This window comes from Pseudoalteromonas sp. Xi13 (assembly GCF_003952205.1).
GTDB classification, from domain to species: Bacteria; Pseudomonadota; Gammaproteobacteria; order Enterobacterales; family Alteromonadaceae; genus Pseudoalteromonas; species Pseudoalteromonas atlantica.
The window spans coordinates 2012860-2027963 of the sequence record NZ_CP034439.1 but is presented as its reverse complement, the minus strand read 5'-3'; the positions used below and the strand labels follow the sequence as shown (position 1 = coordinate 2027963).

Annotated in this window: 13 protein-coding genes; 6 read left to right on the top strand and 7 right to left on the bottom strand. The window is 41.2% G+C overall.

All coding sequences use genetic code 11. The features are described 5' to 3' along the window. Positions 1-61 precede the first annotated feature (61 nt). Both EJ103_RS09130 and EJ103_RS09125 read left to right on the top strand, forming a co-directional pair. A complete protein-coding gene (locus EJ103_RS09130) occupies positions 62-1444 on the top strand; it encodes an amidohydrolase (protein ID WP_004586758.1) in 1383 nt (460 codons plus the stop codon). 10 nt (positions 1445-1454) lie between these two features. Then, positions 1455-2699, top strand: coding sequence for an amidohydrolase family protein (locus EJ103_RS09125; protein ID WP_126007255.1), 1245 nt, complete (start codon positions 1455-1457; stop codon positions 2697-2699). 98 nt (positions 2700-2797) lie between these two features. On the opposite strand, the gene EJ103_RS09120 is transcribed toward EJ103_RS09125, so the two are convergent. Both EJ103_RS09120 and cspD read right to left on the bottom strand, forming a co-directional pair. Then, a complete protein-coding gene (locus tag EJ103_RS09120) occupies positions 2798-5020 on the bottom strand; it encodes an NADP-dependent isocitrate dehydrogenase (protein WP_055253781.1) in 2223 nt (740 codons plus the stop codon). A gap of 449 nt (positions 5021-5469) precedes the next feature. Continuing rightward, positions 5470-5688 (bottom strand): cold shock domain-containing protein CspD, encoded by a 219-nt coding sequence (gene cspD / locus EJ103_RS09115; RefSeq protein ID WP_004586755.1) that lies wholly within the window; start codon positions 5686-5688, stop codon positions 5470-5472. Positions 5689-5897: 209 nt separating this feature from the next. Between cspD and clpS the strand changes: the two genes are divergently transcribed. Together clpS and clpA are read left to right on the top strand one after the other, a co-directional pair. Next, on the top strand, positions 5898-6206 hold the full coding sequence (gene clpS / locus EJ103_RS09110) for an ATP-dependent Clp protease adapter ClpS (RefSeq protein ID WP_004586754.1): 309 nt from the start codon (positions 5898-5900) through the stop codon (positions 6204-6206). Positions 6207-6274: 68 nt separating this feature from the next. Next, on the top strand, positions 6275-8536 hold the full coding sequence (gene clpA, locus EJ103_RS09105) for an ATP-dependent Clp protease ATP-binding subunit ClpA (RefSeq protein WP_126007253.1): 2262 nt from the start codon (positions 6275-6277) through the stop codon (positions 8534-8536). A 244-nt stretch (positions 8537-8780) separates the two neighbouring features. Here clpA and infA read toward each other — a convergent pair whose 3' ends face one another. The 4 genes from infA to trxB form a co-directional block, all read right to left on the bottom strand. Next, a complete protein-coding gene (gene infA / locus EJ103_RS09100; protein WP_002962494.1) occupies positions 8781-8999 on the bottom strand; it encodes a translation initiation factor IF-1 in 219 nt (72 codons plus the stop codon). Positions 9000-9089: 90 nt separating this feature from the next. Next, entirely contained in the window at positions 9090-9794 is a 705-nt protein-coding gene (locus tag EJ103_RS09095) for an arginyltransferase (RefSeq protein ID WP_054982611.1), read from the bottom strand. Next, positions 9787-10503 (bottom strand): leucyl/phenylalanyl-tRNA--protein transferase, encoded by a 717-nt coding sequence (aat, locus tag EJ103_RS09090; RefSeq protein ID WP_004586751.1) that lies wholly within the window; start codon positions 10501-10503, stop codon positions 9787-9789. Before aat ends, EJ103_RS09095 begins: the two co-directional genes overlap by 8 nt. Positions 10504-10596: 93 nt before the next feature. Further along, positions 10597-11547 (bottom strand): thioredoxin-disulfide reductase, encoded by a 951-nt coding sequence (gene trxB, locus EJ103_RS09085; RefSeq protein WP_055253776.1) that lies wholly within the window; start codon positions 11545-11547, stop codon positions 10597-10599. A gap of 287 nt (positions 11548-11834) precedes the next feature. Here trxB and pssA point away from each other — a divergent pair, with 287 nt between their 5' ends. Beyond that, the gene (gene pssA / locus EJ103_RS09080) at positions 11835-13160 is read left to right on the top strand and encodes a CDP-diacylglycerol--serine O-phosphatidyltransferase (RefSeq protein WP_004586749.1); all 1326 of its coding nucleotides are present in this window, start codon (positions 11835-11837) and stop codon (positions 13158-13160) included. A 115-nt stretch (positions 13161-13275) separates the two neighbouring features. Here the strand turns inward: pssA and ald are convergent, their stop codons facing one another. Further along, positions 13276-14397: an alanine dehydrogenase gene (ald, locus tag EJ103_RS09075; RefSeq protein ID WP_004586748.1), complete on the bottom strand. Its 1122-nt coding sequence runs from the start codon at positions 14395-14397 to the stop codon at positions 13276-13278. 142 nt (positions 14398-14539) lie between these two features. Here ald and lrp point away from each other — a divergent pair, with 142 nt between their 5' ends. Next, positions 14540-15019, top strand: a complete 480-nt coding sequence (gene lrp, locus EJ103_RS09070) for a leucine-responsive transcriptional regulator Lrp (protein WP_004586747.1) — start codon at positions 14540-14542, stop codon at positions 15017-15019. The last annotated feature ends 85 nt before the right edge of the window (positions 15020-15104 follow it).

Here is a 15104-nt window from a genome sequence, read left to right as displayed (position 1 = left end):
TTTTTTAGCTTTATTACGCCGCTTTAGCTAAAGTAGCAAAAAAACAGGAGAACCTAACAACATGCAAAAATTTGCTCCCTCATTGTTAGCAGTTGGTTTAGCTGCTGCCCTTGTTGGCTGCCAAGAAAACGGCCCACAAGATGCAAAAATCACCATTAATAAAAACCCATACCCAAGCACCTACACACCGCTTGCAAGTAAAAGCACACTAATTACCAATGCAACAGTACTAACTGGCACTGGCGAGCGCTTAGATGACGCCGATGTGTTACTTGTTGATGGTAAAGTACAACAAGTAGGTAAAGACTTATCGGCCAATGCAGATGCAACCATTGATGCACAGGGCAAATGGGTTACCCCAGGTATTATTGACGTACATTCTCATTTAGGTGCTTACCCAAGCCCATCAGTTGAGTCTCATCAAGACGGAAACGAAATGACCAGCCCAAATACTGCTGAGGTGTGGGTAGAGCATTCGGTATGGCCTCAAGATCCTGGCTTTAACCGCGCGCGCGAAGGCGGTATTACTTCATTACAAATTTTACCAGGCTCAGCTAACTTATTTGGTGGCCGTGGCGTAACACTTAAAAACATTCCTGCGCATACCATGCAAGCAATGAAATTCCCTGATGCGCCTAATGGTTTAAAAATGGCCTGTGGTGAAAACCCAAAACGCGTATATGGTCGCCAAGGTACTTTGCCTTCAACCCGTATGGGTAACATGGCCGGTTACCGTATGGCATGGGCAGAAGCACAAGAGTACAAACGTGCATGGGATAAGTACGACGCCGATTATGAAGCAGGTTTAAACCCAGAAGCACCAGTTCGCGATATTAAGCACGATACTCTTCGCGCGGTCATTGAAGGTGAAGTGTTAATTCATAATCACTGTTATAAAGCTGAAGAAATGGCGATGATGATCGACCTTTCAAAAGAATTTGGCTATCACGCAGGTACGTTCCATCACGGTGTAGAAGCTTATAAAATTGCAGATTTATTGGCTGAAAATGGCTCGTGTGCTGCACTTTGGCCAGATTGGTGGGGCTTTAAAATGGAAGCCTACGACATGGTTCAAGAAAACGTAGCTATTGTTGATGCGGTAAAAAATTCGTGTGCCATTGTGCATTCTGACTCAGACACCACTATTCAGCGCTTAAACCAAGAAGCGGGTAAAGTAATGTACCGTGCAAACGAAAATGGCTTTGATATTTCGGAGCAGCACGCGATTAAGTGGATCACCTCAAACGCGGCTAAATCATTAGGTATTGAAGATAAAACTGGTTCGCTTGAAGCAGGTAAGCAAGGTGATGTGGTTATTTGGAACCAAAACCCATTTAGCGTTTACGCAAAAGCTGAACAAGTATTTATTGATGGCGCAAAAGTTTACGATAGAAACGATAGCGCATTTCAAGCACAAAGTGATTTTATGTTAGGTCAACAATAAGGAGCCCAGAATGAAAAATTTATCACGTTCGTTTTCGCTATCTCTGGTTGCTGCCGGACTATTAGCCTCAGGTGCAGCCAATGCACAATCGCTTGCTATTATTAATGCTACGCTGCATACGGCAACCGAGCAAGGCGTTTTAGAAAACGCCAGCATTGTTATGGATAACGGTAAAATTACCGCTATTAATCCACAGCAAGTACAAGCAGATAAAGTTATTGATGCAAATGGGCAAATTGTAACCCCAGGTTTTATTGCTAGCATTAATCAACTTGGCTTAGTGGAAGTAAGTGCAGTTGCAGGCTCACGCGATGCAGGCGAAGAAAAAGCAGGCATTGATTTTGATGTAAGCCTTGCTTATAACGCTCACTCAAGCCTTATCCCGTATGCACGTAAAGGCGGTGTAACCCGCGATGTAATTACCCCGCATGGTGGCGATAGTATTTTTTCGGGCTTAGCAAGCGTTGTTGATTTAAGCGGTGATTTACAAGGCGACATACAAAAACAAGCTGCATTAGTGGTTTATTTAGGTGAGCGCAGTAAGGGCTCGCGCGCATTTACATTGCAAACGCTAATTAATAAGCTTGAAGAGCACCAAACAAAAGCAGCTAAAAAGCCTAAAAAAGACGACGACAGCACCCCAAGTACTGAAGATAAAGTAATGGTTAAAGTACTTAGCGGCAATATGCCACTTGTAGTGGGTGTATCTCGTGCGGCTGATATTATTGAGCTACTTAAAGTTAAAGAGCAATTTGGTATTAATTTAGTGCTCAATGGCGCACAAGATGCTGTTGTTGTTAAAGAGCAGATTGCTAAAGCGCAGGTACCAGTAATTATGAGTGCTATGGATAGCTTACCTTCAAGCTTTGACTCTTTACATGCCAGTTTAGATAACGCAGCCGCGCTTGAAAAAGCTGGGGTAAAAGTTATTTTAACTGTGGGTGGCGATGCCAGTCATAATATTTATCAACTTCGATTTGATGCAGGCAATGCCGTATCATATGGGATGAGCCAACAAGGCGCATTAGAGGCCGTTACATCTAATGTGGCGAGTGTGTTTAATATTAATGCCGGCAGCATTGAAGTTGGTAAAGCCGCTGATGTAGTGATGTGGAGCAACGACCCGTTTGAGCTAAGCTCGCACGTTAGTAAAATGATTATTAACGGTGAAGAAGTATCTACGCAGTCGCGCCAAGATAAACTGCGTGAGCGCTATACCACTGAATCATCTATGCCGCGTGCATATACAAAATAATTAATATAGCTTTAATTATCCAAAATTCAGGTTAATTATTAAAGGCACAAAAAAACCGCTTACTTTAAACGTAAGCGGTTTTTTAATTTAATCTAAAATTATACTAATTTAGATAAAATTTCGTTAAACGTTGCACTTGGGCGCATTGCTTTAAACGCTGCATCATCATTTGGTTGGAAGTAACCACCAATATCCATTGAAGGACCTTGTGCATCGTTAAGCTCGCTTACGATTTGCTCTTTTTGCGTTTCTAAATCGCTCGCAATTTGTGTAAATTGCGCTTTAAGCTCGCTGTCTTCGTCTTGCTTAGCCAGCTCTTGTGCCCAGAATAAAGATAAGAAGAAGTGAGAACCACGGTTATCAATTTCTTTTACTTTACGTGAAGGCGACTTGTTTTCAGCTAAGAACGTACCTGTTGCTTTATCTAGTGTGTCAGCAAGTACTTGTGCTTTTTTGTTGCCTGTATTCACGCTTAGGTGCTCAAGCGAAGCCGCTAGTGCTAAAAACTCGCCTAACGAATCCCAACGTAAGTGGTTTTCTTTTTCGAACTGTTGAACATGCTTAGGTGCTGAACCACCTGCGCCAGTTTCAAATAAGCCACCACCGTTCATTAGTGGCACAATAGAAAGCATTTTAGCACTGGTACCCAGCTCTAAAATTGGGAATAAATCTGTTAGGTAGTCACGTAATACGTTACCCGTTACAGAGATAGTGTCTTTACCTTCTTTAATACGCGCTAATGAGAACAAAGTTGCTTCAAGCGGTGCTAAAATTTGAATGTCTAGGCCATCAGTATCGTGATCTGGTAAGTATTTGTTTACCTTTTTAATAAGCTCTGCATCGTGAGCACGGTTTTCATCTAACCAGAAAATAGCAGGCACGCCCGTAGCACGTGCGCGGTTTACAGCAAGCTTAACCCAATCTTGGATTGGTGCGTCTTTAACCTGACACATTCTCCAAATATCGCCTTGCTCAACAGTGTGCTCAAGTAATGTTGTGCCATTTGCATCAACAACACGAATAGAACCATCCGCTTTTGCTTCAAACGTTTTGTCGTGAGAACCGTATTCTTCTGCTTTTTGAGCCATTAGGCCTACGTTTGGTACGCTACCCATAGTGGTAGGATCGAACGCGCCGTTTTCTTTACAAAAATCAATTGTAGCTTGGTAAACGCTTGAGTAGCTACGATCTGGGATCACAAAGCTAGTGTCTTGTAGTTTACCGTCGTTGTTCCACATTTGACCGCTTGAACGAATGGCAGCAGGCATAGACGCATCAATGATCACATCGCTTGGAACGTGTAAGTTAGTAATACCACGGTCAGAATCAACCATTGCAATAGCAGGACGCTCAGCGTAAACCGCTTGAATGTCTGCTTCAATTTCTTCGCGCTTAGCATCATCTAATGTTTGAATTTTAGAATAAACGTCGCCTAAACCGTTATTTACATCAACACCTAGCTCTTCAAAAAGCTCGCCGTGTTTAGCAAATACGTCTTTGTAGAAAACTTTTACCGCATGACCAAAAATAATAGGGTCAGATACTTTCATCATTGTCGCTTTCATGTGAAGCGAAAATAATACGCCTTTTTCTTTAGCTGCATCAATTTCTGCTGCTAAAAACGCTTGTAGTTTAGCTGCGCTAATGCGCGATGCATCGATTACTTCGCCAGCAATTAGCGGCGTGCTTTGTTTAAGTACAGTCACATCGCCATTAGTCGCTACGTGCTCAATACGTACATCAGTTGCTGCATCAACAGTTACAGATTGCTCAGAACCAAAGAAGTCACCTTCGCTCATGCTTGCAACGTATGATTGTGAGTCTTTGCTCCACGCACCCATTGAATGAGGGTTATTGCGTGCATATTCTTTAACAGAACCTGGTGCACGACGATCTGAATTACCTTCACGCAATACCGGGTTTACAGCACTGCCTTTAATTTTGTCGTAAGTGGCTTTAATTTTAGCTTCTTCATCATTTTTAGGCTCAGCCGGGTACTCTGGCAGTGCGTAGCCTTTTTCTTGAAGCTCTTTAATGACAGCGCGTAATTGCGGTACAGACGCACTGATATTTGGTAATTTGATGATGTTTGCTTCTGGTGTTTTTGCAAGTTCGCCAAGCTCTGCAAGCGCATCGCCGATGCGTTGCTCTTCAGTAAGGTAATCAGCGAAGTTTGCAATTACACGACCTGCTAATGAGATATCGCGAGTTTCAACTTCAACACCTGCCGCATTTGTATAGGCTTGGATAATTGGTAGCAACGAGTAGGTTGCTAGCGCCGGAGCTTCGTCCGTTTTAGTGTAGATAATTTTTGATGTCATCATCATTCCTAGATAGTAGGCCGCAGTGGCCGTATTCAACAATGCAAAGAAACTCATTAGCGCATGGTTGCGTTAACAAGCAGTTTGTTAGGTGTCGGTACTCTTAATATGCCAAAAGGCAGAATAGTCACACCTGACTAACTGATTTTTATAGGTTGCAAAGTACACGTATTTTAGCCGCGTAAAAGCATAAGCTAAAATGTAACCGCGTAATTTAGCAACAAGAGTGTAACAAGCTTGTTTAAAAAGGGCTAGCGCTTGCGCTTTTGAACAGCCTTAATTAGCAGGTAACTGTTAGAACATTGGGGTATATAAAATAAAATCAAGGAAAAGGGTTGAATTTAGCGTGTACAGGAGCAATTTAGTAATAAGAAGAGAGTTGAATGGTAAGTGGGGAATTAAGCGAGGATCTAAATTAGGTCGCTCGCTTTAGTCGAACAAATTTTTGATCACTCTAAAATATCGCCGTTAGGCGCAATGTTTTTAGCGTGTAAGCCCTTAGGGCCTTGCTCTAGCTCGAATGTTACATCCTGACCAGCTTTAAGTGTCTTATAACCGTCCATTACAATCGTTGAGTAATGAGCGAAAATATCATTCTCGCAGCCGTCTTCTACGATGAAACCAAAACCTTTGGCGTTGTTGAACCATTTGACTTTACCACAAGCCATACTTCTACATCCTTCTATAAGTTGACTAATTTAGTTATTCTAAACCGTATAATTTGCTAGACTGACTAAGGATTAATCAATCTACTTCTGACTGTAGTTTATTTGGCCAGTCAGTCAAGTGTTTTGTGGTATTTTTTTAACATTTAATTTATTTTTTATTCAAGTTTGCTTGAGTTCTAAAGACAAGACTATATTTAATTATGAGTGGTATGAAAGATTCAGGTGTCATCGACACAGTTCGCGATAGTGAAAAGCAAAAGCTGCAGCCACCGCGAAAATACAAAGTTGTTTTAAATAACGACGACTACACGCCAATGGACTTTGTAATAGAAGTTCTAATGACGTTTTTCAATATGGATAGCGATAGAGCAACTGATGTGATGCTACAAGTTCACGAAAAAGGTAAAGGGATATGCGGTGTATTTAGCGCCGATGTAGCCCATACCAAAGCGGAACAAGTTAACCGTTATGCACGGGATAACGAGCATCCACTGCTTTGTAGTTGTGAGCAGGAATAAATACCAATTAGGTGATCAATCATCTCATTGTTGTGGTATAAAATAATTATCTCAGTAAGGGGTTGCCAATGCTAAACAAAGACTTAGAACTAACGTTAAATGCCGCGTTTCGTGAAGCGCGTACACGCCGCCATGAGTTTATGACGGTAGAACACCTTTTACTTGCGCTTTTAGATAACCCTTCAGCAGGCGAAGCGCTAAACGCCTGCGGTGTTGATATTTCTGGTTTAAAAACCGAACTATTAGAATTCATAGACGAAACCACACCGGTTATTCCCGATTTAGAAGAAGAACGCGAAACCCAACCAACACTGGGCTTTCAGCGCGTGCTTCAACGTGCGGTTTTTCATGTTCAATCATCTGGTAAAAACGAAGTTACAGGCGTTAACGTGCTCGTTGCTATTTTTTCTGAACAAGAAAGCCAAGCGGTTTATTTACTTAAGAAAAGCGATATTTCTCGCTTAGATATAGTGAATTTTATTTCTCATGGTATTTCTAAAACGGATGATGAGTTAGGAGATGACACTGACGATATTCATGAAGAAGTACAAGAGGTTCAAAACGAAGAGGCAAGTAAGTTAGATAGCTTTACCACTAATTTAAATGCCCAAGCCAAAGACGGTAACATTGACCCATTAGTAGGGCGCGACAGCGAAGTAGAGCGCACCGTGCAGGTTTTATGTCGCCGTAAAAAGAATAACCCACTGCTTGTTGGTGAAGCAGGGGTAGGTAAAACAGCCATTGCAGAGGGCCTTGCGTACCGCATTGTTAATGAACAAGTGCCTGAAGTAATTGCCGATGCTGTTGTTTACTCGCTTGATATGGGCGCATTGCTTGCCGGTACTAAGTACCGCGGCGACTTTGAAAAACGCTTTAAGAGCTTATTAAAAGAGTTACAAGCAAAACCTAACTCAATTTTATTTATTGATGAAATACAAACTATTATTGGTGCAGGTGCTGCATCGGGTGGTGTTATGGATGCCTCTAACTTACTTAAACCGCTGCTTTCAAGCGGGCAGTTACGTTGTATGGGCTCAACCACTTACAATGAATACAAAAATATATTTGAAAAAGACCGTGCGTTAGTGCGTCGTTTCCAAAAAATTGATGTACTTGAACCAAGTGTGGCCGATACCACTAAAATTTTAAATGGTTTAAAAGAGCGTTATGAAGAACACCATGGTATTCGTTACACGCAAAAAGCATTAAAAGCAGCTGCTGAGCTAAGCGCTAAATACATTAATGAGCGTCACTTACCTGATAAAGCCATTGATGTAATAGATGAAGCCGGTGCCAACCAACGTTTGCAGCCAAGCTCTAAGCGCAAAAAAACCATTGGTGTATCAGATATTGAATCGATTATTGCTAAAATGGCACGTATCCCAGCTCAAAGCGTGTCATCGACCGATAAAGAAACGCTTAAAAATCTTGATCGTAATCTTAAAATGTTGGTGTTTGGGCAAGATCAGTCTATCGACGCGTTAACATCTGCGATTCGTTTATCTCGCTCTGGGCTTGCAAACGAAGATAAGCCAGTGGGCTCGTTCTTATTTGCGGGGCCAACGGGTGTAGGTAAAACCGAGGTTACTAAACAGCTCGCTAAATGTATGGGCGTTGAGTTTATCCGCTTTGATATGTCAGAGTACGTTGAGCGCCATGCAGTAAGCCGTTTAATTGGTGCGCCTCCGGGGTATGTTGGTTTTGAACAAGGCGGCTTACTTACCGAAGCCGTTATTAAAAACCCGCATGCAGTTGTATTATTGGATGAAATTGAAAAAGCCCATCCAGATATTTACAACATATTACTGCAAGTAATGGATCACGGTACGTTAACCGATAACAATGGTCGTAAAGCTGACTTTAGAAACGTAGTGGTGGTTATGACAACCAATGCCGGCGTGCAAGAAACTACACGTAAATCGATTGGCTTTACCGAGCAAGATCATACGCACGATGCAATGAGTGAAATTAACAAGGTATTTTCACCTGAGTTTAGAAACCGCTTAGATAATATTATTTGGTTTAACCACCTTGAAAAAGACGTTATCTTGCAAGTGGTCGATAAATTTGTAGTTGAGCTGCAAGCACAATTAGATAAGAAGTCAGTTAACCTTGAGCTGACCTCCAAGGCTCGAGAGTGGTTAGCAGATAAAGGCTACGATAAAGCAATGGGTGCACGTCCAATGGCACGTGTTATTCAAGATGAGCTTAAAAAGCCATTGGCTAACGAAATACTCTTTGGTGAACTGGTTGATGGCGGTACAGTTAAAGTATCAGTTAAAGATAAGAAAATTAACTTTGACTATGAAAGTAATTTAACACCCGCTTAAATAAGTGTATTCACTTATAGTACCCATCCGCAAAATAAATAACTTAATTATGCGGATGGGTATATAAACTAGCCTGCGCGATACGCGTGGGCTTTTTTGTGCTTTTTTATAGGCAACAAAAAACCCAGCAAAAGCTGGGTTTTTTGTTTATTAAATGTAATTGCTAGTCAGTACCATCAATTACATTTAATAAACGCTTTAAGCTAGTTATTCACTAGCCAAAAACTAAATCTCGTTTACGCACTTAGCGAGCACGGAATACGATACGTCCTTTCGATAAATCGTAAGGAGTCATTTCTACCGTTACTTTATCGCCGGTTAAAATACGGATATAGTTTTTGCGCATTTTACCTGAAATATGAGCCACAACTACGTGACCATTTTCTAGCTCAACTCGGAACATTGTATTTGGTAAAGTATCAAGGACTGTCCCTTGCATTTCGATTACGTCTTCTTTCGCCATGTTTAGCGTAACACCTCTTTAATAGTTAAACGCTGCAGATTTTGCCCAAAATACGCCAATAAGTAAAGGCGCAGCGGGCATTTTTGCAAATTAAATAGCCAACCACTGGTCATTAACGTGTTTTTGCGCGGGTAAAAACTGAGTTTTGTATTTCATTTTGGTGCATTCATCGATTTGGTAGCCCAAATACACAAATTCTTTATTTTGCTGTTTGGCAAATTCGAGCTGCTGTAAAATCATCACAGTCCCTAAACTGTAGTGCTCAAAGTCGGGATCGAAAAACGTATAAATAGCCGAAACAGCGTTATCCATGCAATCTGTTACGGCCACTGCAACTAAAGTGTCTTGGTGCCAAAGCTCAATAAACGTTATTTCTAACCAGCTACAAAATAAAAAACTTTGAAACTGTTCTAAATTAGGCGGAAACATAGTGCCATCGCTGTGGCGCATTGAAATGTATTTACTATAAAGTGGGTAATATTCTTCGCGCTTAGCTTGTGTGTATTTAACTTCAAAGTTTGCTTTTACTTTATTTAGTTTTCTTTTTTGTGACTTTGAAGGGGTAAACTCTTGGGCTAACACGCGCACCGAGTTACAGGCGCTACACGAAGGGCAGTGCGGTCGATAAATTTGATTACCACTGCGCCTAAAACCGAGCGATAAAAGCATCTCAAATTTATGCGTGCTGTAACAGGTTGGGTCAAGTATTACCAATAATTGCTCTTGCCTGTCAGGTAAATAGCTACAAGCAAACTCTTGGCTAAGGCCAACGCGTGCAGGAATGTGTTCACTCATAAATTGCTGTTAACTCCTGTGGTTGCCACATGGTTGAGTTGAGGGTGTAAGCATTTGCTCGTTTAAGTTTAGTCAAAAATTCTGAGCGAGGGATCACTTTTGCGCCTAAAGAGGTTAAATATGGGTTTTCTAGTTGGCAGTCAATAAAATGTGCGTTATGGCGTTTTAACCAATTAACTAACGCCCACATGGCCAGTTTTGAGCAATTAGTTTGATGATGAAACATCGACTCGCCACAAAAAACGCCATTTTGCATAATGCCATACAGCCCACCGGCAAGTTCGCCGTCTTGCCATACCTCAACACTATGCGCAATATTAGCGTCATGTGCAGCAATATAAGCGCTTAACATGTCGTTTGTTATCCATGTACCTTCGGTGTCTATACGTTGCTCACAGCATGCTTCTATCACCTCAGCAAAGGCATTGTTAACAGTTACTTTAACAGGGTGTTTTTTTAAATGTTTACGTAAGCTTTTACTTATATGAAAGTCATTTAGCTCTACAATGCCGCGTTCACTTGGCGACCACCACATAATGGGCTCACCTTCGCTAAACCATGGGAAAATACCCATTTTATAGGCATTACTTAAGCGTTTTACAGATAAATCGCCGCCTATGGCAAGCAGTCCATCGGGGGAGGTAAGTGCATATTCGGGATTTGGAAATGCTATATCGGTTTCACTTAGTTGGTATAGCTGGTTTCTCATAGAGGGCTTAACTTATTAATTATTATAAAAGTGTAACTATATTTTAGGCATAAAAAAAGGCTGAACTAACAGCCTTTATTAATTTTGTAGCGTTTATAGGTTATCTAAGAAACGCTCTGCATCTAGGGCTGCCATACAGCCTGTACCTGCAGATGTAATTGCTTGACGGTAAATGTGGTCAGACACATCACCTGCGGCAAATACGCCAGGTACGCTTGTTTGTGTAGCGTTACCGTTAAGACCAGACTCAACCACTAAATAGCCGTCTTTCATTTCTAGTTGGCCTTCAAACATGTCGGTGTTTGGCTTATGGCCGATAGCAATAAACACACCCGCTAAATCAAGCTCTTCGGTAGCATCAGATTGTGTATCTTTAATGCGTACACCAGTTACACCCATCTCATCGCCAAGTACTTCGTCTAGCGTTCGGTTGTAGTGCATTACTACGTTACCATTTTGCGCTTTTTCGTTAAGGCGATCAGCAAGAATTTTTTCACTGCGGAAGCTATCACGACGGTGAATAACGTGTACTTCATCCGCAATGTTAGATAAGTAAAGCGCTTCTTCTACAGCAGTGTTACCACCACCTACAACGGCAACTTTACGCCCTTTATAGAAAAAACCATCACACGTAGCACATGCAGATACACCACGACCTTGAAAATTAGTTTCAGACTCTAAGCCTAAGTATTTAGCCGATGCACCAGTGGCAATAATTAATGCATCACACGTATAAGTACCTTGGTCGCCAGTAAGCGTGAACGGGCGCTTAGACACATCTACTTTATTAATGTGGTCAAACACAATTTCCGTTTCAAAGCGCTCAGCGTGCTCTTTCATACGGTCCATTAATGCAGGGCCTGTTAAACCGTGCGCATCGCCTGGCCAGTTTTCAACTTCAGTTGTGGTCGTTAATTGGCCACCTTGTTGAATGCCGGTAATTAAAACAGGGTTTAAATTTGCACGTGCTGCGTATACTGCGGCAGTGTAACCCGCAGGGCCAGAGCCTAAAATTAGTAACTTAGAGTGTTTTGCTTCAGTCATGATCTTTTCCTAAACGTTTAATACTGAACTTAATGGCTTCGATTCTAAGAAAAACAAGGCACAAGTAAACAAATTATGTGAATATTTTTTTCTGACAAAATTAAAAGCTGTGCAATATTATGTACTGACTTTGCCTTGAATGATAAAAAAGCCCGCGTAAAGGCTAAAAAACAAACAGATGAGCAACAAAGCTTCGTTAATTCATGACCCGTTAGTATTTTTTTGATATGTTTTACCTAATTTTATTTGTCACTGATAGATTATGTGACCTTAGTGAATAGGCAACTATGTTATTTTGGCAGGAAAAACCCGCATTTGGGTTGACTTCAAAAGACGTTAACGTCTTAACCAACGCACAAGAGTACCGTACGCAATTGCTACGTTTAATTAGCAATGCAAAAAAAAGAATCTACATTACGGCACTTTATTTACAAGATGACGAAGCAGGGCGCGAAATACTTGAAGCGCTGCATCGTGTGTCGTTGGCAAACCCCAACCTTGAAATAAAAGTGTTGGTTGATTTTCATCGTGCTCAACGTGGTCTTATTGGTGCGGAAAAGTCAGACGGTAACGCAAGTTTATATTGTGACTATTTAGAAAAATTTAAATCAAACGTACAAGTTTACGGTGTACCGGTTAAAGCCAAAGAGTTGTTTGGTGTGTTACACCTTAAAGGCTTTGTTGTAGATGATACTTTATTATACAGCGGCGCCAGCTTAAATAACGTGTACTTACAATACAACGAACGCTACAGGCTCGACCGTTACTTTTTAGTTGACCAAGCAGCACTGTGCGACTCTGTGGTTGATTTTATCGAGTCTAAGCTAATAGGCTCGCAAGCCGTGCCACGTATTGATACACGCCCGCTTAAGCGCTTAATAGACTTTAAATTTGAACAAAAGCAATTAATGCGCGAGCTCAAGTCGGCCAGTTATGCAAACCCAACTACGCCCAATACCGACCCACTCGGTGTGCGTTTGTTTTTAGGTTTAGGGCGTCGTAATAATAGCCTTAACCGATTAATTAAAAACTTGTTTGATACCACAGAGCAAGAGCTTGTACTTTACACACCGTATTTTAATTTTCCGGCGCCGCTTATGCGCTCACTACGTCGATTATTAAAACAAGGTAAGCAAGTAACCATTGTAGTAGGTGATAAAACCGCAAACGATTTTTATCTGCCGCCAAGTGAGCCATTTAGTAAAATTGGTGCACTCCCGTATTTATACGAAACTATTTTGCATAAATTTGTAAAATCGCAAAAGCGCCATATAGATAACGGCAATTTAAACGTGTATTTATGGAAGCACGAGAGTAACTCGTTTCACTTAAAAGGTATTTGCGCCGACCGACAACGCCACTTATTAAGCGGCCATAACCTTAATCCACGAGCGTGGGGCCTTGATATCGAAAACGGTATTTTAATTGAAGACCCACAGCAAAGTATTATGCAAGCCATAGATAACGAAAAGCAGGAAATTTTAAAACACTGCCGCCGTCTAACTGGGCCAAATGATTTAGAAACAGTAGAAAATTACCCGCAACCGGTTAAAAAGCTACTTGGTCAGGCTAAACGCGTAAAAGTTGATTTTATAATTAAGCGTTTTATATAAATTAATTTATATAGTCAAAATTTAGATACAAAAAAAGCAGCTAATTAGCTGCTTTTTTATTGTTTGTAGTTAGGTAACTATTTTGTTTAATAACACCTAACGACTAAACGCAAAATTACGCGTTTTCTACTGCAGTACGAGGGTCAACATATTCCATGTTGAACGCTTCAGCTACTTCTTTGTAAGTTACTTGGCCTTTAATTACGTTTAAGCCTTTTAAGAAGTGCGCGTCATCTAGTAGTGCCTTTTTGTAACCTTTGTTTGCAAGGTTAATAATAAACGGCAATGTTGCATTGTTAAGTGCAAAGGTAGAAGTACGCGGTACTGCACCTGGCATGTTAGCAACACAGTAGTGAACAACTTCATCAACAATGTATGTAGGATCAGCGTGTGTTGTTGCTTTAGAAGTTGCAATACAACCACCTTGGTCAATAGCAACATCAACAATTGCAGAGCCTGGCTTCATTGCTTTAATGTGATCGGCTGTTACTAGTTTAGGTGCTGCAGCACCTGGAATTAGTACGCCACCAATTACTAAGTCAGCTTCTAGTACGTGTTTTTCAAGTGCGTCAGCTGTTGAGTAAATCGCTTTAACTTTGTTACCAAATTGCGCGTCTAGTGCACGAAGTACATCGATGTTGCGGTCAAGTACTACAACGTCTGCGCCCATGCCAACAGCCATTTGCGCTGCGCTACGACCCACCATGCCGCCGCCAATAACAACTACTTTAGCTGCTTCAACGCCTGGTACGCCACCAAGTAACATGCCACGGCCGTGGTTAGATTTTTCAAGCGCTTGTGCACCGGCCTGAATAGACATACGACCTGCTACTTCACTCATTGGTGCAAGAAGCGGTAAACCGCCGCGTGCATCAGTCACTGTTTCGTAAGCAATACAAATCGCTTTGCTTTTAACAAGGTCTTCAGTTTGTGGAAGATCAGGTGCAAGGTGAAGGTAAGTAAATAAAATTTGGTCTTCGCGTAGCATTGCACGCTCAACAGCTTGTGGCTCTTTTACTTTTACGATCATGTCTGCTTTTGCAAAAACATCAGCTGCAGTTGCTAAAATTTCAGCGCCAGCTTGTGTGTAATCTTCGTTAGTAAAACCAATGCCCATACCTGCATCTGTTTCAACAATCACTTGGTGGCCGTGATTTACTAATTCACGAACACTCGCAGGAACCATACCTACACGGTATTCATGGTTTTTAATTTCTTTAGGTACACCAATAATCATAAAATTTGCCTTATTAAGAACGGATTAACATTTTTCACTATTATATTCATCATAAGGCAGTGTGTCTCACCTTTTTTAAAAGGCTAACCAGTGTTATCATCTAAATAATAAAAATAAACAGAATATTAAACTAGTTGGGTGTATGCATCAGTTATTAGATAGAATTGACCGTAAAATTTTAATGGAATTACAGCACGATGGCCGCCTTTCTAATGTAGAACTGGCCCGACGAGTTGGCCTGAGCGCCACGCCCTGTCTGGAACGCGTAAAAAAGTTAGAACGTGAAGGTTATATACTTGGCTACAAAGCTGTGGTTGATCCAGCAAAGCTTGGCCAAGGCTTATCTGTGTATGTTGAGGTAACCATTACCAAAACATCGCCCGACGTATTTGATGAGTTTAGTGCGGCGGTTAAACAGCACGAAGAGATAATAGAGTGTCACTTGGTATCGGGTAATTTTGATTTTTTATTAAAAACACGCGTAAACGATATGTCAGAATACCGAGGTGTACTAGGCGACATTCTTTTAAAGCTGCCAAACGTGAGTGAGAGCCGCACCTATGTAGTAATGGAAGAAGTAAAAGGTGAAGACGGCGTAATAATTCGCCCTTACATTGCCTAAATTTAACCGCAAAAGATAAACACACTCTAATTTATAAAAACTTGTTCATAATCAGGCCATACACATTAAGATAAAGTGCATCAAA